This window comes from Bradyrhizobium sp. USDA 241, from assembly GCF_049739505.1.
Taxonomy (GTDB): Bacteria; Pseudomonadota; Alphaproteobacteria; order Rhizobiales; family Xanthobacteraceae; genus Bradyrhizobium; species Bradyrhizobium liaoningense.
In genome coordinates this window covers 1,606,917-1,633,220 of sequence record NZ_JBMGPZ010000004.1, presented here as the reverse complement: position 1 = coordinate 1,633,220, position 26,304 = coordinate 1,606,917, and the positions used below count along the sequence as shown (strand labels likewise).

Genomic DNA, 26,304 nt, shown 5'->3' with positions numbered 1-26,304 from the left:
ACTGCGGCGGGCGAATGCCCCACCTCCTAATCACGCGTTAACGTCAGGGTAACCGGGCCTTAAACAGCGACCGCTAGCGTGCGGCGGGGCGGACTGACCGGGCGTATTGCGTATGGCGTGGGGAAAGAAAAAGGGTGCGCGGAAGGAGCCGCTGTTCGGCTTGCCTGCGGCGCTCGCCGATCTGCGCCTGACCGCTGCGGACCGCGTTCCCGGCGGCGACGACAAGCCGAAGAAATCTGCGAAGACATCCGCCAGGCGCAAGAGCGAGGATGCCGGCGACGAGCCGCCCCGCGAACGGAAGGCACCTGCCAGCCGCAGCGGCGCCAAGCGCCGCTCGAGGTCGCGCAGCGGCTTCAGCCTCGGCCGCCTCGTCTATTGGGGCGCGGTGCTGAGCCTGTGGGGCGTCATCGCCGTGATCGCCGTCGTGGTCTATGTCGGCGCCCATCTGCCTCCGATCCAGTCGCTGGAGATTCCCAAGCGGCCGCCGACGATCCAGATCGTCGGCATGGACGGCAGCATGCTGGCGCAGCGCGGCGAGATGGCCGGCGCCAATGTCGCGCTGAAGGACCTGCCGCCCTACCTGCCGAAGGCGTTCATCGCCATCGAGGATCGCCGCTTCTATTCGCATTTCGGCATCGATCCCGTCGGCATCCTGCGGGCCCTCGTCACCAACGTGCTCCATCGCGGCGTGTCGCAGGGCGGTTCGACGCTGACGCAGCAGCTCGCGAAGAACCTGTTCCTGACCCAGGAGCGCACCATACAGCGCAAGCTGCAGGAGGCAGAGCTCGCGATCTGGCTGGAGCGCAAGCACTCCAAGGACGACATCCTGGAGCTCTATCTCAATCGCGTCTATTTCGGCTCCGGCGCCTACGGCGTCGAAGCCGCCGCGCAGAAATATTTCGGCAAGTCGGCGAAGAACGTCACGATTGCCGAAGCCGCGATGCTGGCCGGCCTCGTCAAGTCGCCGTCGCGCCTTGCGCCGAACCGCAATCCGGAAGGCGCCGAGGCGCGCGCGCAGATCGTGCTCGCGGCGATGGCGGACGCGAAATTCATCACCGACGCGCAGGCGAAGGCCTCGATCGGCCATCCCTCCTACAATGTGAAGCCGGCCGGCGCCGGCACGGTCAATTACGTCGCCGACTGGATCGGCGAGGTGCTGGACGACCTGGTCGGCCAGATCGACGAGAGCATCAAGGTCGAGACCACGATCGATCCGAAACTGCAGAGCGTGGCGGAAGCCGCGATCATCGATGAGCTCGCGGCCAAGAGCGTGAAGTTCAATGTCAGCCAGGGCGCGCTGGTGGCGATGACGCCCGACGGCGCGGTGCGCGCCATGGTCGGCGGGCGGAACTATTCCGACAGCCAGTACAACCGGGCTGTGACCGCCAAGCGCCAGCCGGGCTCCTCGTTCAAGCCGTTCGTGTACCTCACCGCGCTCGAGCAGGGGCTGACACCCGACACGATGCGCCAGGACGCGCCGATCGAGGTGAAGGGCTGGAGACCCGAGAACTACACCCACGAATATTTCGGCGCGGTGACGCTGACGCAGGCGCTGGCGATGTCGCTCAACACGGTCGCGATCCGCCTCGGCCTCGAGGTCGGGCCGAAGAACGTGGTGCGCACCGCGCACCGGCTCGGCATCTCCTCCAAGCTCGAGCCCAATGCCTCGATCGCGCTCGGCACCTCCGAGGTCTCCGTGGTCGAGCTGGTCGGCGCCTATGCGCCCTTCGCCAATGGCGGCCTCGCGGTGGCGCCGCATGTCGTGACGCGGATCAGGACGCTCAGCGGCAAGCTGCTCTACATGCGCCAGCCGGAGGAGCGCAACCAGGTCATCGAGCCCCGCTATGTCGGCATGATGAACGCGATGATGCGGGAGACGCTGATATCAGGCACCGCCAAGAAGGCCGAGATTCCCGGCTGGCCGGCCGCCGGCAAGACCGGCACCAGCCAGGATTATCGCGACGCCTGGTTCATCGGCTACACCGCCAACCTCGTCACCGGCGTCTGGCTCGGCAACGACGACAACTCGCCGACCAAGAAGGCGACCGGCGGCGGCCTGCCAGTGGAAGTCTGGACGCGCTTCATGAAGGCTGCGCATGAGGGCGTGCCGGTGGCAAACCTGCCGAGTGCACCCGGCGGCTGGGGCTTGTCGAACCTCGCGCAGGCGGCCTCGCAGGTGTCGCCGCCGACAGCGGCAGCGCCCGGACCGGCAGCGGCGAACAATGGCGGCTATCGCCCGCCACCGACGCGCGCCAATGTACGGCCCGAGGCTGCGGCAGGACTCGATGGCTGGCTGATGGACCGGCTGTTTGGCGGAAACCGATAGGCTCTGCCCGAGATTTCGATGACCTCGAAACAAGAACTGCGAAAACAACCCCATGCACAGTAGCCGAGGATAACGAAATCAACGGCTTGCTCGGGCAGCGCAGAGCCTGAAGCGCGCGCTTCACCACTTCGGCAATTCCTGCCCAGCGCGGCAAGATCGACCGCGACCCACGCATGGCTGATGGGAAAAACACCAATCTCTTCAAGCACCCGTCTTCGGCCCGGGATTTGCTCTCATAGGTCGAGCAGGGACCTGGGAGCGTTCGATGATTTCAAATGTATCCGGTGCGGCGTTGCCTCATCTGCGGCCCGCATCAACTCCCGCGTCGAATGCGGCATCGGGTCTCCAACCGGTGGTACCGGACGCGACTGACGCTGCGACCAGCGGCTTCCGGATTGACGTCTCGCAAGTCAAGCCGCTGTCAGGTGCCAAGGTGATATCGGCGGCGGACAATCCCCACCTGCGCGACCTCCTGGCAACGAACTGGCTGAGGACTCACGACGCGAGTGCGACGCAACCGCTCGCCGCAGACAACGCACCGGAGAACACCTACGCTCAGGTCAAGGTTGACGGCAAGGTGGTGGCCACGTTGTACAATGGCGGGTCCTCGGTGACCCCGCGGGTCACTTCAAATTCCTCCGGGTGTGGTCAGTCAAATTCCTCCACCCGCGAGGCAGGACAAGGGACTGTTAGTTTGAGTTTGTTTCCCGGGCAAGAGCTTCAGCGGCTTCTTTGAGCCGATAGCTGCGTCCGTCGAACTCAAGCAGATGGCAATGATGCATAAGGCGATCGAGGATCGTCGTGCTCATAGTGTTGTCCCCAAGGTATGCCCCCCAATCCTGCACGACGCGATTGGAGGTGACGATGACGCTGCGGCGCAGTTTGTAACGCTGATGGATCAGGGTCTGCAGCAAAGTGCCGGCGTCGTCGGGGATGGCGCGTGCGAGGAATAGATCGTCCAGCACGAGGAGATCGCAGTCGATGATGGTTCGCAGCCGGACCTCGCGTTGTGCCGGAGAGTTCAGGGCGTAGCGGTGGAAGAAGTCGTCGGTCTCAAGATACTGGACCTTGTGGCTTTGCAGGATCGCCTGATAGGCAATCGCCTTGGCGATGTGCGACTTCCCGGTGCCAGGTTTGCCAACAAGCAGAGCGTTCTCGCCAGCGGCAATGAACGCCAGGGTGTGGAGCTGGAAGCAGGTCTGACGTGGCAGTTTGGGATTGAAGGACCAGTCGAACTCGGCGAGCGTCAGCTTTTCGTCGAGCCCGGATTGCTGGTATCGCCGCTCGATAAGACGGGACTGACGACGGTCCAGTTCATCCTGCAGGATAAGGGAGAAGGTCTCGAGGAAGGGCTGGTTGGCGCCCTGCGCCTGGAGCACGCGCGTCTGCAGCGTGTCGCGGACACCCGACAGGCGCAGCTGTCGTAGGCAACGCTCAATTTCCGGCATGGTCATCATGTGGCTAGGTCTCCAGTTTAAGGTGAGAAGGTGCAGCGGGAGCGCTCGTGGCGCCGGAGTTGGCCGGGGTTGCGCAGGCGACACGAGCGCGGATTGCCGTGGCGTGATCGTCGTGAGCCTCGGCCTGCCGACCATTGTCGTCGGCGTCGCGCCGCACAGCGCGGCTGAAGAGGTCGCCGTATTCCGCGGGGGTACGGATCAGCGGATGATCCTGGGTGAGCGGCGATGCCGGCTGTGGCGTCACTCCAACCTGCTCGATCGCCTGTTCGAACAACCGCTCGACGGTCGCACGCACGTGCTTGTAGCGGTAGATGCGGTTGTCGATGGCGTGCGCGCAGGCCTGCTCGACCAGCCGCGCCGGATACTTCCGGCCCAGCCCGACAATGCCCCACATCGCGCGCTGTCCGGGGCGCCCTTCGGTGTCGAACACCTGCTGGCACAAGGCCCTGGTCTGCGGTCCGATGCGCTCGGCGCTCGCCAGCAGCACGGCGGTTTGCCGCGACGGGTTGAACGGCCGTTCGCTGGTCGGCAGGACGACAGAACCGGGGTGCGCCATCCGGGAATGAACACGCAGCAGCGCACGGGTGTGGCGATCACGGATCTCGATCGTGGTGGTGTAGATGCGCACGACGACCTGGCTGCCGATCGGCGCGGGCCGCGCGGCGTAATAGCTGTTGTCGACGCGTACGGTGGTGTCGTCGCAGACAGTCCGGACGACTTCGGTGAAGATGCGGAAGGGAGCGACAGGCAGCGGCCGCAGGTGCGGCTTCTCTTCCTGGAACATCGCCTCGACCTGACGGCGCGTGCTGCCGTGGATGCGTTTGGAAGCCCAGTTCTCCTCCCAGTGCCTCAAGAACTCGTTTTGCGCCTCCAGCGTCTCGAAGCGCCGTCCGGCCAGCGCAGTGCCCTGGGTATGTTGAATCGCATTCTCGACGCATCCTTTCCGATTTGGATCGGCCACGCGCGCGGGATCGGCGACCACGGCGTAATGAGCCAGCATCGCGCTGTAAATCGGGTTGAGCTGGGGCTCGTACAAATCCGGCTTGAGGACGCCTTCCTTCAGGTTGTCGAGCACGACATAGCTGGGGACCCCGCCAAAATACCGGAACGCCTCTTCGTGGAGCTGCGCCCAGACTTGTTGGCTGGACTTCCAGACTACCCGCCGGAAGCTGCGCCGCGAGTAGCGTAGCGTCATCACGAACAGGCGGGGACGACGGTACCGCCCGCTCTTCGGATCAACCGTCGGCGCGCCCTCGCCATAGTCGACCTGAGCTTCCTCGCCGGGGAGGAACTCAAGACGATCAAACTGCTCAGGATCAGCGTGCCGCAACCGGCGCACAAACCGCTTGACACTCTGGTAGCTGGACGGAAAGCCAAATTGATCAACCAGGTCCTGGTAAATCGCCTGCGCGTTCCGCTTCAGCCGGACCTGTTCTTCGATCCACGTCCGATGCGCTTCGCAAGCCGAACGGGCCAGGCTGCTGGTGACCGTCGCTTCCGATGTCCCAAAAGCCGGTGGTCGGGGTGGAGGAATTTGGCCGTCCGCGCTCACCGAGCCGGTGGTCACTTCCCCGGGGGAATTTGCCTCCGCACCGGCCCGCAGCGCCTGATAACGCCGGATCGTCTTGCGATCGACACCCGTCAGCCGGTGAATCTCGCGCTGGCTGGTGTTGCGATCAAGTAATGTAAGTACGGTGCTTTGCAGATGTCGCTTCAAGACGTTCAACTCCCCGGCCCCTTGCTGGCTAAAGGGGTCGAACATAAACGTCCTGCCTGACCGGCTACTGCTGTTCAGCGGCGCTGACGGCGATCATCAGGTGGGGGAGTTTCAAGTGACCATACCCGGGGGATTTTGACCGACCCACGGGGTCGGTGATGACCAACCAGGCCGCGGCGAAGGTCGGCAAGCTCGAGGATCCTCCCGGCTTGAGCGGGCCGGACCTGGCGCAATGGCGGGCCGACAGATACGCCGAGCTTGGCGGCACCGTCGAGAAGGCCTCCACGGCCATCACGCAATCGCAATGGACGCCGCGCGAGAGCAGGCCCACGACATATAGTCGCGAGCAACTCGACGCGGCGTTCCAGGCGATGGTGGCGGAGGGTCAGACGGCTGGCGCGCAGCAGCAATCAGCCTATCTGGCCTCACGCGCGCAGGCGGGAACGAGTGCGGATTTCAGTGCATGAGGGTGGTTGAAGCCGCCCCGCTCTCTGCCGTCACTTACCGCGAAAGCGGGGCATCTAGTACAGCACCGCGCCCCGGCTCAACAACAACCGTCTCTGGAATACTGGGTCGTCCGGTCAAGCCGGACGACGACAGCGAGTGTTAGGCGGGTAGTGAGAGCCTACTCCTCGACCCCATACCGGTGCAGGTCGTTGCCGTGCGTGTCGAGCCACTTCTTGGCGCGCTCCATCGATGGGCAGACCTTGCCGCACACGCGCCAGAACCGCGCCGAATGGTTCATCTCGACGAGATGAGCGACTTCGTGGGCGGCGAGATAGTCGAGCACGAAGGGCGGTGCGAGGATCAGGCGCCAGGAGAACGACAGCGAGCCGGCCGAGGTGCAGGAGCCCCAGCGGCTGGACTGATCGCGGATCGAGAGTCGCTTGACCCTGACCCCGAGCTCGGCGGCATAGGCTTCCGCCGAGCGCTGCAGATCGCGGCGGGCCTCGCGCTTGAGGAAGTCGCCGACGCGGCGATCGACATGCTCGAGGCCGCCGGCGACGCAGAGAATGCGTTCACCGGACTCGCGCATCTCGGTCCACACCGTGCCGCGCGCGCCGGCGCGATGAACGATACGATGGGGCGTGCCGCGCAGCGGTATCACCGTGCCCGGCTGGAAGGGCGCGGCCTTCGGCAGGCGGCCGAGACGTGCGGCGATCCACGCACCGTGACGCTGCGCGAAGTCCTTGGCTTCCGCGAGCGTGCCGCGCGGCGGCATGGTGAGGATGGCTTCGCGGTCGCTCGGATGAATTCTGAGCGTGTAGCGGCGCGCACGCCGGTGCCGGCGCAGCCGAATCGCAAAAAATTGCGATCCGTGCGTGATGACGAGGGTCTTCGGTTCGTGGGGCCGACGATAAAGGAGTGCGCGAGTGGCCATGTCTGTCAGTCCGGGGAGCAGGAGTTCGCCCGGATTCTGCCATAACCGCCGCCAGGGAAAGCGCTCGGCGCAAAAACAAATCATTTGCCCAATATACAGCGGTCAGGAGCCCGGGAGACCCTACAGACTGGGGTTGGAACCGGGTTTTTTCGCCCCCGCGGGACGCATGCGACACCCCCAAGAGGTGAGGACGGACTCACTCCTATAAAGCTACCTGAATACCGCGAATCCGGCGGGAACTTACCCACCGCCGGAGGCTCCGACAGGGCCGAAATTTCGACGGGAAAGCCGAAATTCGCGGCCAGAGCCGTTCCGATGAAAATCGGAACGGCTCCAGATTCTTATTCCGACGCGTTTTCTTTACGCGAACCGGCCACCACTTCGCTCGAAAACGCTCTATTCGGCCGCGAGAGCCTGTAACGAGCTCGGATTCGCAGCCGAAACCATGAAGTCGTGAATCCGCGGCACGATCTCCGACTTGAAACGCGATCCGTTGAACACGCCGTAATGTCCGACGCCCTTCTGGACGTAATGAACGCGACGATGATCGGGGATCGAGCTGCACAAACCGTGTGTTGCTTCCGTCTGACCGAGGCCGGAGATGTCGTCGTTCTCGCCTTCGACCGTCATCAACGCGACGCGCTTGACCTTGGACGGTTCGACGCGGATTCCACGATGAGTCATCTCGCCCTTCGGCAGCGAGTGCTTCACGAACACGGTGTCGACGGTCTGCAGGTAATACTCGGCCGAGAGATCCATCACCGCGAGATATTCGTCATAGAAGTCGCGATGCTTGTCGACGAGATCGCCGTCGCCCTTCACCAGATTGGCAAACAGCTGCTTGTGCGCATCCATGTGCCGATCGAGATTCATGCTGATGAAGCCGTTCAGCTGCAGGAATCCCGGATAGACGTCGCGCATCATGCCCGGATGCGGGAACGGCACCTTGGTGATGACGTGGTTGCGGAACCAGTCGATACCGCGCTCCTGGGCGAGGTTGTTCACCGCGGTCGGATTGCGGCGGGTGTCGATCGGGCCGCCCATCAGCGTCATCGACGTCGGCACGAACGGATCGCGGCGCGCCTCCATGACCGAGACGGCTGCGACGACGGGCACGGAGGGCTGGCACACCGCCATGACATGGGTGTTGCCGCCGAGGACGTGCAGCATCTCGATGACATAGTCGATGTAGTCGTCGAGATCGAAGCGGCCTTCACTCAGGGGGACCATGCGGGCATCGGCCCAATCGGTGATGTAGACCTCATGCGCCGGCAGGAAAGCCTCGACGGTGCCGCGCAGAAGCGTCGCATAATGGCCGGACATCGGGGCCACGATCAGCACGCGCGGCTGCGGGCTGCGCAGCGGGCGGGTGAATTTGCGATCGAAATAGAGCAGCCTGCAGAACGGCTTTTCCCAGACCGAGCGGATCTCGACGGGGACGCGGATGCCGTTGACCTCGGTGTCGTCGAGACCCCATTCCGGCTTGCCGTAGCGGCGCGTGGTGCGCTCGAACAATTCGCAGGCCGCGGCGACTGACTTGCCGACCTCGGTGCGCGCCCAGGGGTTGAGGGGATTCTGAAACAGCAGCTTGGTCGCGTCGGTGACCGCACGTGCCGGATTGAGAGAGGCATGAGCCATCTCGTACATCCAGTACATCGGCGTCGTCAGGACCGGACTGCCTTCTGCCGCCAGCGGCGGTGCGCCGCCGAACTCACCAATGGGCATTGCTATATTCCTCTTCGCATCGCAACATACTGCCGAATGCGTAATATTGCGTCAATGCATGGTTCCGTACATCTACGTAGCCGAAGGCGGCCAAACCAGCCTGAATCCACGAGAAAGTGACATTATTCGCCCCCCGCCAGCAGCGAGCCGTGCTTTCTGGCGCTGCGCAAAAGGGCAAGGAATGCCCCAAAAGATGCAACCAGCAGCACTCCGTTGATGGCCAACGCAGCCAGCATCAGATCGGTCCTGAAGGTGTGCTCAATCAACAGGGCCCGCATTCCCTCGAACACGTAGGTCGGCGGCAACGTCCAGGCGACGTATTGCAACCAGACCGGCAGCACGCTGACGGGATAGTAGATGCAGGCGAGCGGCATGATCGCGAACATCAGGGTCCAGACGATGCTTTCGGCGCCAAGGCCGTTTCGCAGCACCAGACCCGAGACGAAGATGCCGACCGACCAGCTCGTGAAGATCAGATTGCAGAAGAAGGCGATCAGCGGCAGGCCGAGGGCATAGACGTTGAAGTGAAACAGGAACAGCGCGATCAGCGTCATCGGGATGACGCCGATCGCGAGCCGGATCAGGCTCATGACCATCAGCGACAGCAGAAACTCGATCGGCTTGAGCGGACTCATCATGAGGTTGCCGAGGTTGCGCGCCCACATCTCTTCCAGGAACGAGATGGAGAAGCCGAGCTGTCCGCGGAACAGGATGTCCCAGAGGATGACGGCGCCGATCAGCGTGCCGCCGGCGCGCGCGAAGAAACTGGCGTTCTCGGCGATGTAGAGCTGGAGGAAGCCCCAGGTGATGACCTGCAGCGCCGGCCAGTACAGCAGCTCGAGCAGCCGCGGCCAGGACGACAGCAAGAGATACCAGTAGCGCAGGATCATCGCGCCGATGCGATGAACGGAGATGCCGCGATGGAGGGAGAGCTCGGTCATTGGCGCAGCCCTTGGCCCAAACCAAGTCCCGTCATTCCGGGGCGCGCGGAGCGCGAGCCCGGAATCCATAACCACAAGCGGCGATTGCAGGGCGAGACTGATGACCCCGAGTCTTCGCCAAATTCAATCCTGTGGTTATGGATCCCGGGCTCGCGACTATGTCGCGCCCCGGGATGACGGACTCCATCCGGACTACGAAGACCGCTCCCCCTCATCGCGCCGGCTCCTGCGCGCCGTTCACCCGGCCGCGCGCGACGTCCAGAAACACCTCCTCCAGGGTGGTGCGGTTGTAGCGGGCCATGATCGCTTCCGGCGCGTCGTCGTCCTCGATGCGGCCGCGCTTCATGATGATGACGCGGTCGCAGAGCCGTTCGACCTCGAGCATGTTGTGCGAGGCCAGCAGAATGGTGGCGTTGTTGTCCCGGCGATAGCGTTCCAGATGCGCGCGCACCCAGTCGGCGGTATCCGGGTCGAGCGAGGCGGTCGGCTCGTCCAGGAGCAGCAGCTCGGGCTGGTTGATCAGCGCCTTCGCCAGCGCCACGCGGGTCTTCTGACCGGCCGAGAGCTTGCCGTTGGCGCGGTCGATGAATTCGGTGAGGTCGAGATCCTCGGCGAGCTTCGCGATGCGGTCAGAGAGATTCTTCACCGCATAAAGCTTGCCGAACACGGTGAGGTTCTGCCGCACCGTGAGCCGCATCGGCATGTCGACATAGGGACTCTCGAAATTCATCCGGCCCAGCACGGCCGCGCTCTCCTCGGGCATGCGATGCCCCAGCACCTGCACGCGGCCGGAGGTCGGCAGCACCAGGCCCATGATCATCGCGATGGTCGTGGTCTTGCCGGCGCCATTGCCGCCCAGAAGGCCGGTGATGCTGCCGCGCGGAAGCGTGAAGGAGATATCGTCGACGGCGCGGGTCTGCTTGTAGACCTTGACGAGGTGATCGACCGCGATTGCCGCGGACGAGCTGCGATCCGCGACAGTCGGCCGACTTGAAGCCTTGTCATTCTCGGTCATGCTGGCCGTTCTTCTGCTATTGCAGCCGATAGCGCAAGGCTTGTAATGCCTGCGTGGTTCCGCGAGCCCAGCGTTTGTGATCGAGAAAGCACCAGCACATTGTCCGATATGAACGAAATTGCCGCTTCCGACTTCCGCCACGCGCAGCGGCACATCCGGCTGGACACGATCCTGCGGCTGCGCTGGCTTGCGGTGCTGGGCCAGCTGGCCGCGATCTTCATCGTGGCACAGGGGCTGGAGTTCAACGTCGAGATCATCCCCTGTGTCAGCATCATCGCTTTGTCGGCGGCACTCAATCTGGCGCTCCAGACCGCGGCCAATCCGATGCAGCGGCTGGAGCCGATGCAGGCGGCCGGGCTGCTCGCGCTGAACATCGTGGAGCTGGCCGGCCTGCTGTTCTTCACCGGCGGCCTGCAGAACCCGTTCTCGTTCCTGTTCCTCGCGCCCGTGCTGATCTCGGCCACCGCGCTGCCGGCCCGTTTCACCTTCGGCCTCGGCCTGCTCGCGGTTGCCTGCGCTTCGCTCCTGTTCTTCTTCCATTTTCCGCTGCCATGGGATTCCGACGATCCGCTGGTGCTGCCGCCGGTCTATCTCGTCGGCGTCTGGCTCTCGATCGCGCTCGCGATCGGCGTCACCAGCCTCTACTCGTTCCAGGTCACCGAGGAGGCGCGCAAGCTCGCGGACGCACTGGCCGCGACCGAGCTGGTGCTGACGCGCGAGCAGCATCTGACCCAGCTCGACGGACTCGCCGCCGCCGCCGCGCACGAGCTCGGCACGCCGCTCGCGACAATTTTCCTGATTTCGCGCGAACTGGAAAAGACGGTGAAGGACCCAAGCTTTGCCGCCGACCTGAAGACCTTGCGCGAGCAGACGCAGCGCTGCCGCGACATCCTGAGCAAGATCACCCAGCTCTCCTCCACCGGCGCGCCGTTCGACCGCATGAAGATGTCGGAGCTGATCGAGGAGGTGGTGGCGCCGCACCGCGATTTCGGCGTCGAGATCAAGGTGCGGATCGCGGTGGCCGCGGCGGCCGAGCCGGTCGGCTCGCGCAATCCGGCGATCCTGTACGGCATCGGTAACATCGTCGAGAACGCGGTCGATTTCGCCCGCACCACCGTCGAGGTGAACGCATGGTGGAACAAGGACACTATCGAACTCGTGATCTCCGACGACGGACCGGGCATTCCGCCCGACATCCTCAACCGGATCGGCGAGCCCTATCTATCGCGGCGCCGTACCCAGGACGATGGCGGCGGCGGACGACGCGGCCTCGGCCTCGGCGTGTTCATCGCGCGTACCTTGCTGGAACGCACCGGCGCCAAGGTCTCGTTTACCAATCGTACCTTTCCGGAACACGGCGCGGTGGTCCAGATCTCATGGCCCAGGCAGCGTTTTGAGGCTATCGAGACGCACGAAGAAACAATAGAATAGCCGCGACCTTGCGTCGCACAACAGGGCCGATCGACTATCGGCGACCTTGGCACCGCGTGATTGCGAGGCCATATGTCGATGCGCTGGAGAGAGGACAAAACCTTGAACGCCATTGCCGAACTGAACGAACAGAGCGACCGCTCGCTTCTCATCGTGGAAGACGACAAGCCGTTTCTGGAGCGGCTGTCGCGCGCCATGGAGACGCGGGGCTTCTCGGTGACATCGTGCGACACCGTCTCGGACGGACTTGCGCAGATCGGCAAGTCGGCACCGGCATTCGCGGTGGTGGATTTGCGGCTCGGCGACGGCAACGGCCTCGACGTGGTCTCGGCGCTGAAGAAGAAGCGCCCCGATGCACGCGCGATCGTGCTGACCGGCTATGGCAACATCGCCACCGCCGTCACCGCGGTGAAGATGGGCGCGATCGATTATCTCTCCAAGCCCGCGGATGCCGACGACGTCGTCGCGGCATTGCTGTCGACCAGCGCGGAGAAATCCGAGCTGCCGACCAATCCGATGTCGGCCGACCGCGTGCGCTGGGAGCACATCCAGCGCATCTACGAAATGTGCAACCGCAACGTCTCGGAAACGGCGCGCCGGCTCAACATGCACCGTCGCACGCTGCAGCGCATTCTGGCCAAGCGCGCGCCGAGGTAGTCTCGGCGTTCACTGATGAGAACGCAGATCTCTGGCCTTTGAGGCTGAGGCGGAGATGCTTGGCGTGGTCGAAGCGTTGCCGTTGACCCGGAGGATGGTCGTTTCCGCGGAGGTAATCGGCGGCAGCGAAAGCCGGGTCGGCTGCGAATTTCGCAACTCGACGGGCGCGCTCCCATAGCTCAAGCTCCCATAGCTCAACATGCCTAAGGTCGGTCGGCCCCTGAATGTGCCCCGGCCTGACGTCCCGGCGTCGTGTCGGTAAACCCGAGTGTTGGCCTCGCGAGTTCGTTGAACCCGACGTTAACCTCGGACGGCGGATCATCGCGTCGACCTGGCGCATCGAATTGGCGCGTCCAATATCCACCTGATGTCGAGAGATCGATGGTTCACCCTACGCCGCTTCTTGCACTGCTTGGCTTCTGGACGATGCGCGCGGTGGCCGTCGCTGTCATCGCCGTAGCCGCGCCAGCCGCGGTGCGAGCTCAGCAGATATCCTCTCCGGTCTGGACGGTACCGGAAGTCGGCGCGCTGCCTGATGACGCTCATGGCCGGCTCGTGCGGCGCGGGCGCGACCTCATCACGGCGACCTACGCCCATATCGGGCCGGAGGTGCCGGACCCAGCCAAGCGTTATGCCGGCAATAATCTCGCCTGCAGCAACTGCCATCTCGAAGCCGGTACGAAAAAATTCGGCTTGCCGATCTTTGGATTGTTCGAGCTCTTCCCGCAATACAGCGCCCGCCTTGGCGCCGAGATCACGATCGAGGATCGTGTGAACTCGTGCATGTCGCGCAGCATGAATGGTCGCGCGCTGCCGCTCGACAGTCCGGAAATGCAAGCCATCGTGGCCTACATCAGGTTTCTGTCGTCCGGCGTGCCAGCCGGCAAGGCATTGTCAGGACTCGGTACCGGATCGATGCCTGAGCTCGATCGGGCGGCCGACCCGGTTCGCGGCAAGGCGATCTATGCGAAGGCTTGTCTTTCCTGTCACAATGAGGACGGCTCCGGAATACGCCGCAGCGTGCCGAGCGTCGATCTCGGCTACATGGTGCCGCCGCTCTGGGGCCCGGATAGTTTCAATGATGGCGCCGGCATGGCGCGGTTGATTACTGCGGCGAACTTCGTGCACTTCAACATGCCGCACGGGACGGACTATCTGGATCCGCAGCTCACGGTCGAGCAGGCATGGGATGTGGCTGTTTATATGATCTCTCAACCGCGTCCGAAAAAGGCCGGTCTCGACAAGGACTATCCAGACCTTTCGACCAAGCCGGTCGATGCGCCTTACGGACCGTACGCTGATGGTTTCGATCAGCAGCAGCATATGTACGGACCTTTCGGTCCGATCCGGGCGGCGCACGCCAAAAAGTAGTCCGGACAGAAGGACAACCGGCGACCTCGTATCACGAGGAGACGATCACGCCACGCTTCGCCCGGGCCGCCTATTCCCAGAAATCCGCGTGGCCCTGCGGGTCGACCAGCCGGTTGATCCGCAAGGCTGCCGCCATCGCGAACCGCACGGTCATCTGCTTGCGCGTCGGTGCTGCCATCTTGTGCTCGGGCGCCTCGCAATGCAGATGCGCGCCATAGGCGTCGGCGATGATCAGGCCGGTGTCATCGGGGAAGATCTCGCACGGCAGATCCTGCGTGAAGGCGAAGAACAGCCGGTCGCAATGGGCGCGGTATTCGTGCCATTTCTGGTCGGCGCGCAGATCCTCCACCGACGACTTGATCTCGACGATCCAGATCTCGCCGCGCTCATTGAGCGCTACCAGATCGGCGCGCCGGCCCGACGGCAGCGGCAATTCGCTGATGCAGGAGAAGCCGAGCGAACGTAACAGACGCGCGGTGCCGCGCGCGATGGCGAGCGCGGTCTCAGACTGGCGACGGTCCGGCGGCGGCACGAGGGCGATGTTGCGAGCGGTGTTGTCCATGGGGGGAGGATAGCCGATTCCATGAGGGGCGGACACCCGGGCTCGCGCTTCGCGCGCCCCGGGACGACAGTCAGGCGGGCAGCGCCACCACCACGCCCTCATTGCCGCGCAAATCCAGCACGCCTTCCAGCCGCTCGCCCTCGCGATCGAGGAACGTCGACAGCAATATCTCGCTGCCGAATCGGATCGCGCTGGTGGTCACAGCGACCGGCTCGGGCCCGAGATTGAGCGCCACGATCACCGCCCTGGCACCGGCCTCGCGGCGGTAGATCAGGAGATCGCCTTGCGCCGAGATCGGGTGGTAGTCGCCCGCGATCAACGGGGGACAGCTCCTCCGCAGCGCGATCAGGCGCTTGTAGAGATTGAGGATCGAGCGCCCATCGGCTTCGAGATTGGCGACATTCTCGCGGATATGATCCTCCGGCAGCGGCAGCCACGGCCTCACTTGCGAGAAACCGGAGAAGTTCGACGAATCCCATTGCATCGGCGTGCGGCAGCCATCGCGGCCGACGCCGATGCCGGGCACGTTCTTCTCGAACGGATCGCGCACGTCCTCCGGCGCGACCGCGAGCTGGTGCATGCCGATCTCGTCGCCGTAATAGAGCGTCGGCGTGCCGCGCAGCGTCAGCAGCAGCATGGCCGCGACGCGGGCCTGCTCGGGACCGACGCGGCTCGCCACGCGCGGCCGATCATGATTGCCCAGCACCCAGTTCGGCCAGGCGCCCTTCGGCAGCGCCTTCTCGTAGTCCTCGATGATCTTCTCGATCGAGCGCGCGCTCCAGAAGGTCGAGAGCAGCGCGAAATTGAACGGCATCTGCGCGCCGGTGAGATCGTTGCCGTAATAGGCCATGAGGCGATGCAGCGGCAGATAGATCTCGCCGATCAGGACGCGGGTGCCATAGGAATCGATGACGCGCCGCATCTCGGCGATGACATCGTGCACCTCCGGCTGATCGGTCGAGTACTGCGTCAGGATCTTCTCGTTCGGCGGCCTGCCCTCGACATAATGCGGGTTGGGCGGGTTGTCGCGGAATTCGGCGTCCTTGATCAGGTGCCAGATCACGTCGACGCGAAAGCCATCGACACCCTTGTCGAGCCAGAACCGCATCACGTCGTAGATCGCGGCGCGGACGTCCGGATTGCGCCAGTTCAGGTCCGGCTGCTGGGCGAGGAAGGCGTGGTAGTAATATTGACCCGTGGTCTCGTCGAATTGCCACGCGCTGCCGCCGAACTCGGACAGCCAGTTGTTCGGCGCGCCGCCGTCAGCCGCGGGATCGCGCCAGATGTACCAGTCGCGCTTGGGATTGTCGCGCGACGACCGGCTCTCGATGAACCAGGGATGCTGGTCCGAGGTGTGGTTCGGCACGAGATCGAGGATCAGCTTCAAGCCGTTGTCATGGGCGGCCGCGAGCAACGCGTCGAAATCGGCCATCGTGCCGAACAGCGGCTCGATGCCGACATAATCCGAGATGTCGTAGCCGAAATCCGCCATCGGCGAGGGAAAGATCGGCGACAGCCAGATCGCGTCGACGCCGAGCGATTTGACGTAAGGCAGCCGCCTGAGGATGCCGGCGAGATCGCCGACGCCGTCGCCATCGGAGTCCTGAAACGAGCGCGGATAGATCTGATAGAAGATGCCGTCGCGCCACCAGTTCTCGTTGCCTTGAGCCATGCCGAAGACCACCCAAAATCTGCGCCTTGCGCGGGAGAACGCGACAGCATCGCCCCCGGTTCAAATTGGCAGGCCAATTGGGACGGCCGTGTGACGAGAACCGCGGCTGTTCCCGAAGCTCTCGGACCGAATCTTTTGCGAATCTTTTGCTTGGCGGACTGACAAAAATCGGCATTGTGGCGCCATGACCGAGCAAACTGACACCCAGGACTCCTCGCCACCCAAGGCAGGCGCGATCATCGTTCCCGTGACGCTGTTCGAGCAGAACTGCACCATCATCTGGGACGAGCCCACCAAGAAGGCGGCGGTGATCGATCCCGGCGGAGACGTGCCGAAGATCCTGGACGCGATCAAGCAGACCGGCGTCACCGTGGAGAAGATCTGGCTGACTCACGGCCATATCGATCATGTCGGCGGCGCGGCCGAGCTGCGCGAGGCGCTGAAGGTGCCGATCGAGGGCCCGCATGTCGCGGACAAGTTCCTGCTCGACAACGTGGTCGCAAGCGGCGCGCGGTTCGGCATGACCGGCGTGCGCGATTTCGCGCCGGACCGCTGGCTCGACGAAGGCGATAGCGTGTCGATCGGCGAGCTATCCTTCGACATCCTGCACTGCCCGGGCCATTCGCCCGGCAGCGTGGTGTTCTTCAACAATGCGTTACGATTTGCTCATGTCGGCGACGTCCTGTTTGCAGGCTCGGTCGGCCGCACCGATCTGCCCGGCGGCAGTCACGCCACGCTGATCAATTCGATCAAGACAAAGCTGCTGCCGCTCGGCGACGAAGTCGGCTTCATCTGCGGCCATGGCGCCGGCTCGAGCATCGGCCAGGAGCGCATGACCAATCCGTTCATCACCGGCGAGATGTAGCCACAAGCTCCGCTGGCGTCACCGACAGTCCGCCACAAACTCCGCCGTCGTCCCGGACAAGCGCAAGCGCAGATCCGGGATCCATAACCACAGGGAGACGTGGTTACGGGGACTCGGAGTTGCGCTTTCGCGCCTCACTCAATCCTGGGAGTATGGGTCCCGGATCGGCGCGCGCTTGGGGCGCGCTTGTCCGGGACGACAGCGGGGATGGAGCTATTTCATCAATCCCGCGGCCGTGAGCGCGCGCGTGATGATCTGGCCGAGATCGAAGCCGCGAGCCTTTTCGCGCTGCGGCTCGGCCTGCTCTTCGGCAATTGCTGCACGGATCGAGCGGGCGAGATGCGGCGCGGGCGACAGCGCCGGCTTCGGTGCAGAGTTCATGGCAGGCTTGGCTTCCGCCTTCCTCGTCGCGGCGTCCGGAATCCAGCCGGTGAGGCCGAAGAACTTTGCGATGTGATAGGACGAGGAGATGCCGGCCTCGATCAGGAATGCGCCTTCGACGCCGTAGCGCTGATCGTTGTCGGCGATCCCGAGCGGCGTGCCATGCGCCATGTCGGTGATGGCGTAGGATTCGACCAGCGTCTCGCCGTCCTTGTTCCACCAGGCCTGGCGCGGATAGCCGTCGACGACCGTCTCCGCCATCGGCGCGTCAGGCAGGTCGTGCAGGTCGAGCCATTGTTTGACGATCTCGTTGGCATTCCCGGGATTGACGGTGCGGTCGGCGCTGCCGTGCCACACCGAGACCTTCGGCCAGGGTCCGCGATGATCCGAGGCGCTGCGCACGAGATCGCCGAGCTCGCGCGCGGGACGCGCCGGGGAATGAAACATGCCCTCGAGCGCCTCGCGCAGATTCGAGGCGATGCCATAGGGCAGTCCGGCAATGACCGCGCCGGCCGCGAAGACTTCCGGATAGGTCGCGAGCATCACCGTCGTCATGCCGCCGCCGGCCGACAGGCCGGTGATGAAGACGCGCCTGGAATCGATGCGGTGCGTCTCGACCATGTGCGCAATCATCTCGCGGATCGAATGCGCCTCGCCGCCGCCGCGCACGGTGTCTTCCGGATTGAACCAGTTGAAGCAGGTGTTGCCGTTGTTGACACGCTGCTGCTCGGGCATCAGCAGCGCGAAGCCATAGTGCCTTGCCAGCGTCGACCAGCCCGCGCCGAGATCGTAACCGGCTGCCGTCTGCCCGCAGCCATGCAGCACGACGACGAGCGCGCGCGGCTTCTGCAATTGCGCCGGCACGAACGTGAACATGCGCAAGGCTCCGGGATTGTCGCCGAAGCCAAGAACCTCCTCCAAGGGGCTCGATGAATCAGCGCTGCGGCCGAGCTCGCCAAAGCGCAGTCCGTCCAGCCTCGGCAGACGTCTCAAGAGATCGATATTCTTGGCTAACGACACGGCAACTTCCTGGTGAGCGACGTTCAACGTCCAGCCCAACCAGATAGTTGCTGCATTGCACAATAAAAAGACCGTGCGCTGTCAATCTCGCGAAAAGGCCACGGATTCCTGCAGGAATCCCCACGTATTAACCGCAATGCCTCAACATCGTGCAGATGCGCGGGCATGCATGCCGGAAATGCGGCGCAAATCATGATGATGTCACAAACGGCCTGAGCGAGACGACAGATCCTGCGCGCGCTGATTGCACGGCTTGGGCGGTGGACAACACCGCGCCGTGAGCGGCCATCAGAAGTCCCCGACCATCAGCGAAGATGATCATGATGAGCGCAGACGCGAGCGACATCGGCACATCGACATGAAATGTGACGAGCGCGAGCGCAGCAAGGCCTGCGATCTGCAGCGCGCAGCCCTCGATCAGCAATCTGGTGCGCGATGCTCACCTCAGCTCGCATGCCTGCATTCCGCTGCGCGGGACATCGCGCGATTGCGTTCGCGCCATCAGGCACGTAGCCTTGCCGTCTCAACAAGCAGAAAATCAAAGCCGGAGAGACCGCCATGGCGCGCCTGAAGTTCGGAGCCTTCCTTGCCCCGCATCACCCGATCGGGGAGCATCCGATGCTCCAGTTCCGGCGAGATCTCGACCTCGTCGAGCAGCTGGATGCGCTGGGCTATGACGAGTTCTGGTGTGGCGAGCATCATTCGTCCGGCTGGGAGATGATCGCCTCGCCCGAGATGTTCCTGGCCGCAGCCGGCGAGCGCACCAAGCGGATCAAGCTCGGCACCGGCGTGGTGTCGCTGCCCTATCACCATCCTTTCAATGTCGCCCAGCGCATGGTGCAGCTCGACCACATGACCGGCGGCCGCGCCATCTTCGGCTCCGGCCCCGGCGCGCTCGCCTCGGATGCGCATACGCTCGGCATCGATCCGATGACGCAGCGCGACCGCCAGGACGAGGCGATCGGCATCATCCGCCGCCTCTTCAACGGCGAGCGCGTCACCGCCAAGAGCGACTGGTTCACGATGAACGACGCCGCGCTGCAGATCCTGCCCTTGCAGGAGGAGTTGCCGTTCGTGGTGGCCTCGCAGATCTCGCCCTCCGGCATGACGCTCGCCGGCAAATACGGCATCGGCATCATCTCGCTGGGCTCGATGACGACGCAGGGCCTGATGTCGCTGCAGCAGCAATGGCAGTTCGCCGAGGATGCCGCCAGGAAACACGGCACCAAGGTGAACCGCGCCGACTGGCGCGTGCTGCTGACCTTCCACATCGCCGAGACCCGCGAGCAGGCGCGCCGCGAAGCGGGCGCCGGGCTGATGCGTTGGCACAACGAGTATAATGTCGGCACGTTGCAGCGGCCGGGCCTCACCGCATTCTCCTCACCCGACGAGGCGGTCGACAAGACCGCCTTCGTCGAGGGAGCCGCGTCCACCATCGGCACGCCCGACGATCTCGTCAAAACCATCAAGAACGTGATGCAGGTCTCCGGCGGCGTCGGCGCCATCATCGGCTTCGTGCACGACTGGGCCAATCCGGAAGCGACGCGGCGGAGCTGGGACATGGTGGCGCGCTACGTCGTGCCCGAGATCAACGGCTACATCGACGGCTTGCGCAAATCGCAAAAATTCGTGATCGAGAACCGCGCGATCTTCGAGCGCGCGGGACAGGCCGTAATGGCCAAGATCATGCAGAACGAAAAGGCCGCCGAGGCGCTGAAGGTCACCGGCCCCGGCCGCGTCGCCATTCCCGCCGTCAACGCCCCGGATCTGCAGAAGGAAGCGGCGAAGCGGTAGGCCGCACTCCACTCGTCGTCCCGGGGCGCGCGCAGCGCGAACCCGGGACCCATAACCGCAGGATGCGGTTTTACGAAGACTCGGAGTTACCAGCCTCGCACCAAAACTCCTCCCTGTGGTTATGGGTCCCCGCCCCCGTGCGCAATTGCGCACTAGGCGGGACGACACCCGAAGGTCATTTGCGCCAGCAACCGTCGCATCGCCGTGCCCGGATTGTGCTACGCTGGCGGAGCCCGCCAACCGGAGCAATCGTCATGTCGATGCAGAATGTGGCCCCTGCGCTTCAGTTCACCCCGCCGCGACGCAATGAGCTGACCCACATTCCCGGCGACGAAGGCTGGCCGATCATCGGCAAGACCTTTCAGGTGCTCGCCGATCCAAAGGGCCATATCGAAGCCAACGGCGCCAAATACGGCCTGGTCTACCGTACGCATTTTTTCGGCGAGACCAATGTCGTGCTGCTCGGGCCCGAGGCCAACGAGCTCGTGCTGTTCGACCAGCAGAAGCTGTTCTCCTCGACCCATGGCTGGAACAAGGTTCTGGGCCTGCTGTTTCCGCGCGGGCTGATGCTGCTCGATTTCGACGAGCATCGCCTGCATCGCAAGGCGCTGTCGGTCGCGTTCAAGTCCGGGCCGATGAAGTCCTATCTCGGCGATCTCGACCGCGGCATTTCTGCGCGCGTCGCGCAATGGAGGGCAAAGCCCGGCGAGATGCAGCTCTATCCGGCGATGAAGCAGCTCACGCTCGATCTCGCTGCGGCTTCGTTCCTCGGCGCCGATATCGGGCCTGAGGTCGACGAGATCAACCGCGCCTTCGTCGATATGGTCGCCGCCTCGGTCTCCCCGGTCCGCCGCCCCCTGCCCGGCACCCAGATGGCGCGAGGGGTGAAGGGACGCAAGCGCATCGTCGCCTATTTCCGCGAGCAGATTCCGCTCCGCCGCGGCAATCATGGCGGCGACGATCTGTTCTCGCAGCTCTGCCGCGCCACCCATGAGAACGGCGCGTTGCTCTCGGAACAGGATATCATCGACCACATGAGCTTCCTGATGATGGCGGCGCATGACACGCTGACCTCGTCGCTGACCTCCTTCATCGGCGAGCTCGCCGCCAATCCGGACTGGCAGGACAGGCTGCGCGCGGAGGTGCTCGCGCTCGGGCTTGCCCCGGGGGCGCCGAGCAGCTTCGATGATCTCGAAAAGATGCCGCTGTCGGAAATGGCGTTCAAGGAAGCGCTGCGGATCAGGCCGCCGGTGCCGTCGATGCCGCGCCGCGCGATGCGCGATTTCAGCTTCAAGGGGTTTGCGATCCCCGCCGGCACGGCGGTCGGCATCAATCCGCTCTATACGCACCACATGAAGGACATCTGGCCGGAGCCGGGCCGCTTCGATCCGCTGCGCTTCACCGAGGAAGCGCAGCGCAACCGCCACCGCTTCGCCTTCGTGCCGTTCGGCGGCGGCGCGCATATGTGCCTCGGTCTGCACTTCGCCTACATGCAGGCGAAATGCTTCGCGCGGCACTTTCTGCAGAATATCGAGGTGTCGCTCGCGCCCGGCTGCAAGCCGGACTGGCAGATGTGGCCGATCCCGAAGCCGCGGGATGGGCTGCGCGTGTCGGTGAAGGCGGTTTAGCCTCTCGTGTCCCGGACGCGCGAAGCGCGAGCCGGGACCCAAGCCAGAGGATAAGCTGCGGAGAGATGGGCCCCGGCTCTGCAGCGCGGCACTTCGCGCCGCGCCGCGTCCGGGGCACGAGACCTATCCGCTACGCCCCATCGAACGCCTTGCGCAGCGCCACATAGCCCTGCTGCTGCTGGCTCCAGTTGCGGCCGCCGGTGATCGCACCGTCGACGACGAGATCGTGGCCGTTGACGAAGCTGGATTCGTCGCTGGCCAGGAACACCGCGGCCTGGGCGATGTCGTCGGGAAGGCCGGCACGCGGGATCGGCTGCGCGGTCTTGTAGACCTCGCGCATCACCGCCGGCGTCTTCTCCGCTGGCGTCGGTCGAGAGCCCCAGCGCCTTGCCGAAGATGCCCGTTGCGATCGCGCCCGGCGAGATCGAGTTGACGCGGACGTTGGATTCGCCGAGCTCCAACGCCACGCATTTGGTGAGATGGATCACCGCCGCCTTGGCCGCGCTGTAGACCATCGACGACGAGAAGCCGGCGAGGCGGCCGGCGATGCTGCCATTGTTGATGATGCTGCCCGCCCCCTGCTTCTTCATGTAGGGCGCGGCGTGCTTCATGCCGAGCATGACGCTGCGCACCAGCGTCGCCATCGCCGCGTCGAACCGCTCGGCCTCGAGGCCCTCGATGCCGCCGGTCTGCGCCGGCCCGCCGGCATTGTTGAACAGGCAATCGATCCTGCCGAACTTGTCGACCGCGAGCGCGATCAGCGCCTGCATCTGCGCTTCGACCGTGACGTCGGTCTGGCGGAAGATGCAATTGGCCCCGAGTTGCTTTGCCAGTGCCTCGCCTTCCGGTACGCGCCGGCCGGCGATCACAATTTTGGCACCTTCGGCAACGAAGACTTCCGCAGTGCGCAATCCGATCCCGCTCGTCGCCCCCGTGATCACCGCAACCTTGCCGTCCAGCCTGCCCATGGAATGTTCCTGTTTTCGAGTGATTTGATGCCAAATGGCGCATGTCGGCCGCCGCCGTCGCCGGAGCGGCCACTATCCCTGCCCGCTTCCGACAAGGCAAGCTATGCTTGTGCGGGCGGCATGCGTAACGTTCTCACGGGCCGCTCGATGTTCGAACGCATATCGCAACTGGGCTGCGCATGGGGAAGCTGATCGACGAGTTCCGCAAGGGCTGGCAGGGCGCGGCGCCGCCCTCGCTCGGTCTGAGCATCTCGTTTGCGATAGTCTGCCTGCTGGCCGCAACCCTGGTCCGCTGGGGGCTCGCTCAGGTTCGCCCCGACATCTACTTCACACCGTACTTTCCGGCCGTGTTCTTTGCAGCTGCCCTGGGAGGATTCCGGATCGGCGTGGTCACGGCGCTGATCGGCGGCGTGCTTGGAGTCGTCCTGAATTTCGGCGATGCCTTTGCCGATCGCGCGCGCTTTGCCCTGCTGGCCCTTTACTGGGCCGTCTGCGCGATAACCATCTGGGGTGTCGAGCACTATCGCACCATGCTGGCAGAGCAGCGCCGGATCTCCAAGCGCCTGATCGAGGAAGAAGAGTATCGCAAGCTGCTGGTCGAGGAGCTGCAGCACCGGCTGAAGAACAAGCTGTCGACAGTGCATGCCGTGCTGCACCAGGTGCTGCACGACCACCCGCAGGTCTGGGCCCGGGTCGATCCCCGGCTGCGCTCGCTGGCCGCAACGGACGATCTGATCTCGCGGATCGACAAGGGCGGCTGCGATATCCGCGACCTCCTGATCTCGGAGCTCGGCCCCTATGGCCATGTCCGCTTCACCCTCAATGGCGATCGATTGTTCCTGCCGCCGAAGCTCGCGGTCACGCTGTCATTGATGTTTCACGAGCTTGCCACCAATGCGGGCAAGTATGGCGCATTCTCCTCGCCGCGCGGCCTCTTGCAGGTGTCCTGGACCATCAGCGACGATCGCCTGACCATCACCTGGGACGAAACCGAGGGGCCGAGCGTGGACAAGGTGTCCGAGCCCGGCTTCGGCACCAAGTTGCTGAAATCAGCATTGTCGTCCTTCGACGGCAGGACCGAGATCTCGTATCTGAAGACCGGGCTGCATTGCATCATGCAGTGCCGAATCCCGCGAAGCGAATAGAGAATGATGAACCAGCTCCGCTCGCGCATCACCTCTCCGAGACGGAGAAAAGTGTCGACTGTAGCTCGCACCGTTCAACCAAGGCTCATACGCAGCCGGACTCGATAGAAGCGAAAGCGCGGTCACGCCCTTCGCTCGCAGTTTCGCTTGACGCGTTGACCCTCTGTTAATGACGATCGTCGGCGCGCGTCGCATCGTCGCAAGTTTTCTCCAAAACACCCCGGTATTTCTCCTGGCCCCTTAACCAAACTTAAGAGGGAACTGCGCAAGATCGCGCCCATTGCAAAGGCGCGCCGAAACAACAAGATTCATGACTTGTATGAACGACAATACATATTCCGGCGCGACTGAAGCCGAGCTCAGTTTTCTCAAGGAAATCGTTAGAATGCTACCTGCCGGCCTCACCGTGCAGGACGCGCATGGCGAGCTTCTGCTGGTCAACGATGCCGCCGCCGCCCAGCTCGGCATGGACGGCAGCCGTCCCTCACCCGATCTGGCCCCGCGACGTCAAGCCTGCCGGCAGGCGCTGAGCGCCGGCCAGGCGGTCGTGACCGAGGAGGCGCTTCACGTCGGCGCCGCGCGCCAGGTGCTGCTCACGACCCATCGTCCCGTTCGCCTCGCCGGGCGCGAGCTCCTGATCTCGGCATCCTCCGACATCACCGAGCAGAAGAATTTCGAAGACCAGCTGTTCCGCTCGGCCTATTTCGACGAGCTGACCGGATTGCCCTCGCGGCGCGTGATCGAGCACCGCGCCAACAGTCTGCTCGCGACGGGTCGCGGCGGCGAGCGTTTCGCGCTGGCCTTTCTCGACGTCGACAATTTCAAGCACATCAACGACTATTACGGCCACTCGGTGGGAGACGCGCTGCTGGTCGAGTTGTCGAAGCGGCTCGGGCGCGACCTGCGCGATTCCGACATGCTGTCGCGCATCTCCGGCGACGAATTCCTGCTGCTGCTCTCCCCGATCCAGAGCCAGGAGGAGGTCGCCGAGTTCATGCAATCGACGCTGGAGCGGCTGACTGCACCGTTCTTCATCGACAATTCGGAAGTCTTCGCCTCGACCTCGGTCGGCATCAGTCTCTATCCCGACCACGGAAGCAGTTTCGAGACGCTGCGGCAGAACGCCGACATCGCGATGTACCGCATCAAGAACAACGGCAAGGGACTGGCGACCTTCTTCGATACCAGCATGGAGCGCGAGGCGCAGGCGCGGATGAAGGTCGAGCAGTCGCTGCGGCTCGCCATCCTGGAAAAGCGCTTCTGCTGCGCCTTCCAGTCCAAGGTCGACATCCGCACACAGGCCGTGAAGGGCATCGAGGCCCTGGTCCGCCTGCGCGACGACGAAGGCGTGATCCAGGCGCCCGGTTCGTTCATCAATCTTGCCGGCGAGCTCGGGCTGATCGACGAGCTGACCCATCTCGTGCTCGCCGAGATCGTCAAGTCGATCGACCTGATCAACGACACGTTCGGCGCGGATGCGACCATCAGCATCAACGTTGCCGCCAAGCAGGCCGGCAATCCCGAATTCATGCGCAGCTTCGCGCGGGCGCTGGACGACACCGGCTTTCCCCAGCGCTTCATGATGGAGGTGACGGAAGACGCCTTCGTCGCCAAGAATCATTTCCAGGCCGAGATCCTGCCGATGTTCCGCAAGCTCGGCGTCGGCATCTCCATCGACGATTTCGGCACCGGCTATTCCTCGCTCTCGGCGCTGGCCGACATCACCGCGGACGAGATCAAGATCGACCGCTCGTTCATCACCGACATCCATAAGCGCCCGCGCAGCCAGGGCATCCTGCGCGCGATCGAATCTGAGCGAAGCGCTCGGCATGACGGTGGTCGCCGAAGGCCTCGAATCCTACGAGGAGCTCGCCTATCTCCAGGCAGCAACGAAGATCCGCTACGCGCAGGGCTACTACTTCTCCCGGCCGATCTTCCTGGAAGAGCTGAAGCTCGCAACGCCCGCCTCCAGCGAAGCGCGAGTCAGCGTGGCGAGCCGCCCGATGCAGCAGAACCGCCAGGGCTATTCGCGGGCGAGCGGGTATCGAAGGTAAGGCCGAAGACGGCGCAACCCATACCGCTGTCGTCCCGGGCTAGCGTCAGCGCAGACCCGGGATCCATAACCACAGGGAGCCGTGTGACGCGAAGCTCCGATTCCGAGTCTTCGCCAAACGTCTTCCTGTGGGTATGGGTCCCGGGTTCGCTTCGCGCCCCGGGACGACAGCAATTGCCGAGCTCGCTGAGTGCC

18 protein-coding genes and 3 pseudogenes are annotated in these 26,304 nt (G+C 64.1%); 10 read left to right on the top strand and 11 right to left on the bottom strand.

From position 1 onward, the window contains the following. Window positions 1-112: 112 nt before the first annotated feature. Window positions 113-2,326 (top strand): transglycosylase domain-containing protein, encoded by a 2,214-nt coding sequence (locus tag ABIF91_RS17510; RefSeq protein ID WP_028176835.1) that lies wholly within the window; start codon window positions 113-115, stop codon window positions 2,324-2,326. Window positions 2,327-3,015: 689 nt separating this feature from the next. Here the strand turns inward: ABIF91_RS17510 and istB are convergent. Both istB and istA read right to left on the bottom strand, forming a co-directional pair. Further along, on the bottom strand, window positions 3,016-3,783 hold the full coding sequence (istB, locus tag ABIF91_RS17505) for an IS21-like element IS1631 family helper ATPase IstB (RefSeq protein WP_038952109.1): 768 nt from the start codon (window positions 3,781-3,783) through the stop codon (window positions 3,016-3,018). A 4-nt stretch (window positions 3,784-3,787) separates the two neighbouring features. After that, entirely contained in the window at window positions 3,788-5,545 is a 1,758-nt protein-coding gene (gene istA, locus ABIF91_RS17500) for an IS21-like element IS1631 family transposase (protein WP_100214066.1), read from the bottom strand. A gap of 107 nt (window positions 5,546-5,652) precedes the next feature. Between istA and ABIF91_RS17495 the strand changes: the two are divergent. Then, a pseudogene (locus tag ABIF91_RS17495) lies at window positions 5,653-5,967 on the top strand (hypothetical protein); the annotation flags it as partial. A 158-nt stretch (window positions 5,968-6,125) separates the two neighbouring features. Here ABIF91_RS17495 and ABIF91_RS17490 read toward each other — a convergent pair. The 4 genes from ABIF91_RS17490 to ABIF91_RS17475 form a co-directional block, all read right to left on the bottom strand. Further along, window positions 6,126-6,965, bottom strand: a complete 840-nt coding sequence (locus ABIF91_RS17490) for a M48 family metallopeptidase (RefSeq protein WP_028176837.1) — start codon at window positions 6,963-6,965, stop codon at window positions 6,126-6,128. Window positions 6,966-7,277: 312 nt separating this feature from the next. Beyond that, the gene (locus ABIF91_RS17485) at window positions 7,278-8,606 is read right to left on the bottom strand and encodes a polyhydroxyalkanoate depolymerase (RefSeq protein WP_424579282.1); all 1,329 of its coding nucleotides are present in this window, start codon (window positions 8,604-8,606) and stop codon (window positions 7,278-7,280) included. A gap of 122 nt (window positions 8,607-8,728) precedes the next feature. Continuing rightward, complete coding sequence (locus ABIF91_RS17480) at window positions 8,729-9,547, bottom strand: ABC transporter permease (protein WP_028176839.1); 819 nt, start codon at window positions 9,545-9,547, stop codon at window positions 8,729-8,731. Between the two features lie 211 nt (window positions 9,548-9,758). Continuing rightward, on the bottom strand, window positions 9,759-10,562 hold the full coding sequence (locus tag ABIF91_RS17475; protein WP_028176840.1) for an ABC transporter ATP-binding protein: 804 nt from the start codon (window positions 10,560-10,562) through the stop codon (window positions 9,759-9,761). 108 nt (window positions 10,563-10,670) lie between these two features. Here ABIF91_RS17475 and ABIF91_RS17470 point away from each other — a divergent pair, with 108 nt between their 5' ends. The 3 genes from ABIF91_RS17470 (at window position 10,671) to ABIF91_RS17460 (ending at window position 14,021) form a co-directional block, all read left to right on the top strand. Continuing rightward, complete coding sequence (locus ABIF91_RS17470; protein WP_424579281.1) at window positions 10,671-11,993, top strand: ActS/PrrB/RegB family redox-sensitive histidine kinase; 1,323 nt, start codon at window positions 10,671-10,673, stop codon at window positions 11,991-11,993. A 102-nt stretch (window positions 11,994-12,095) separates the two neighbouring features. After that, window positions 12,096-12,650, top strand: a complete 555-nt coding sequence (locus tag ABIF91_RS17465) for an ActR/PrrA/RegA family redox response regulator transcription factor (protein WP_028176842.1) — start codon at window positions 12,096-12,098, stop codon at window positions 12,648-12,650. Between the two features lie 381 nt (window positions 12,651-13,031). After that, complete coding sequence (locus ABIF91_RS17460) at window positions 13,032-14,021, top strand: c-type cytochrome (RefSeq protein WP_244430106.1); 990 nt, start codon at window positions 13,032-13,034, stop codon at window positions 14,019-14,021. Window positions 14,022-14,091: 70 nt separating this feature from the next. On the opposite strand, the gene ABIF91_RS17455 is transcribed toward ABIF91_RS17460, so the two are convergent. After that, window positions 14,092-14,583 (bottom strand): MmcB family DNA repair protein, encoded by a 492-nt coding sequence (locus tag ABIF91_RS17455; protein ID WP_028176844.1) that lies wholly within the window; start codon window positions 14,581-14,583, stop codon window positions 14,092-14,094. A 70-nt stretch (window positions 14,584-14,653) separates the two neighbouring features. After that, window positions 14,654-16,255 carry an alpha-amylase family glycosyl hydrolase gene (locus ABIF91_RS17450; protein ID WP_284280565.1) on the bottom strand — a complete coding sequence of 534 codons (1,602 nt, stop codon included), beginning with the start codon at window positions 16,253-16,255 and terminating at the stop codon, window positions 14,654-14,656. A 184-nt stretch (window positions 16,256-16,439) separates the two neighbouring features. On the opposite strand from ABIF91_RS17450, the gene ABIF91_RS17445 reads away from it, so the two are divergent. After that, window positions 16,440-17,120, top strand: a complete 681-nt coding sequence (locus ABIF91_RS17445; RefSeq protein WP_028176846.1) for an MBL fold metallo-hydrolase — start codon at window positions 16,440-16,442, stop codon at window positions 17,118-17,120. A 213-nt stretch (window positions 17,121-17,333) separates the two neighbouring features. Here ABIF91_RS17445 and ABIF91_RS17440 read toward each other — a convergent pair whose 3' ends face one another. Beyond that, window positions 17,334-18,521 carry an extracellular catalytic domain type 1 short-chain-length polyhydroxyalkanoate depolymerase gene (locus ABIF91_RS17440; protein WP_028176847.1) on the bottom strand — a complete coding sequence of 396 codons (1,188 nt, stop codon included), beginning with the start codon at window positions 18,519-18,521 and terminating at the stop codon, window positions 17,334-17,336. Window positions 18,522-18,711: 190 nt separating this feature from the next. After that, on the bottom strand, window positions 18,712-18,945 hold the full coding sequence (locus ABIF91_RS17435; RefSeq protein WP_028176848.1) for a hypothetical protein: 234 nt from the start codon (window positions 18,943-18,945) through the stop codon (window positions 18,712-18,714). Window positions 18,946-19,079: 134 nt separating this feature from the next. On the opposite strand from ABIF91_RS17435, the gene ABIF91_RS17430 reads away from it, so the two are divergent. Then, on the top strand, window positions 19,080-20,315 hold the full coding sequence (locus ABIF91_RS17430) for an LLM class flavin-dependent oxidoreductase (RefSeq protein ID WP_028176849.1): 1,236 nt from the start codon (window positions 19,080-19,082) through the stop codon (window positions 20,313-20,315). 254 nt (window positions 20,316-20,569) lie between these two features. Continuing rightward, complete coding sequence (locus ABIF91_RS17425; protein ID WP_028176850.1) at window positions 20,570-21,943, top strand: cytochrome P450; 1,374 nt, start codon at window positions 20,570-20,572, stop codon at window positions 21,941-21,943. 130 nt (window positions 21,944-22,073) lie between these two features. Here ABIF91_RS17425 and ABIF91_RS17420 read toward each other — a convergent pair. Beyond that, a pseudogene (locus tag ABIF91_RS17420) lies at window positions 22,074-22,911 on the bottom strand (SDR family NAD(P)-dependent oxidoreductase). A 179-nt stretch (window positions 22,912-23,090) separates the two neighbouring features. Here ABIF91_RS17420 and ABIF91_RS17415 point away from each other — a divergent pair. Both ABIF91_RS17415 and ABIF91_RS17410 read left to right on the top strand, forming a co-directional pair. Continuing rightward, window positions 23,091-24,056 (top strand): sensor histidine kinase, encoded by a 966-nt coding sequence (locus ABIF91_RS17415; protein ID WP_028176853.1) that lies wholly within the window; start codon window positions 23,091-23,093, stop codon window positions 24,054-24,056. A gap of 319 nt (window positions 24,057-24,375) precedes the next feature. After that, window positions 24,376-26,110 (top strand): annotated as a pseudogene (locus ABIF91_RS17410) (putative bifunctional diguanylate cyclase/phosphodiesterase). Window positions 26,111-26,304: the final 194 nt, after the last annotated feature.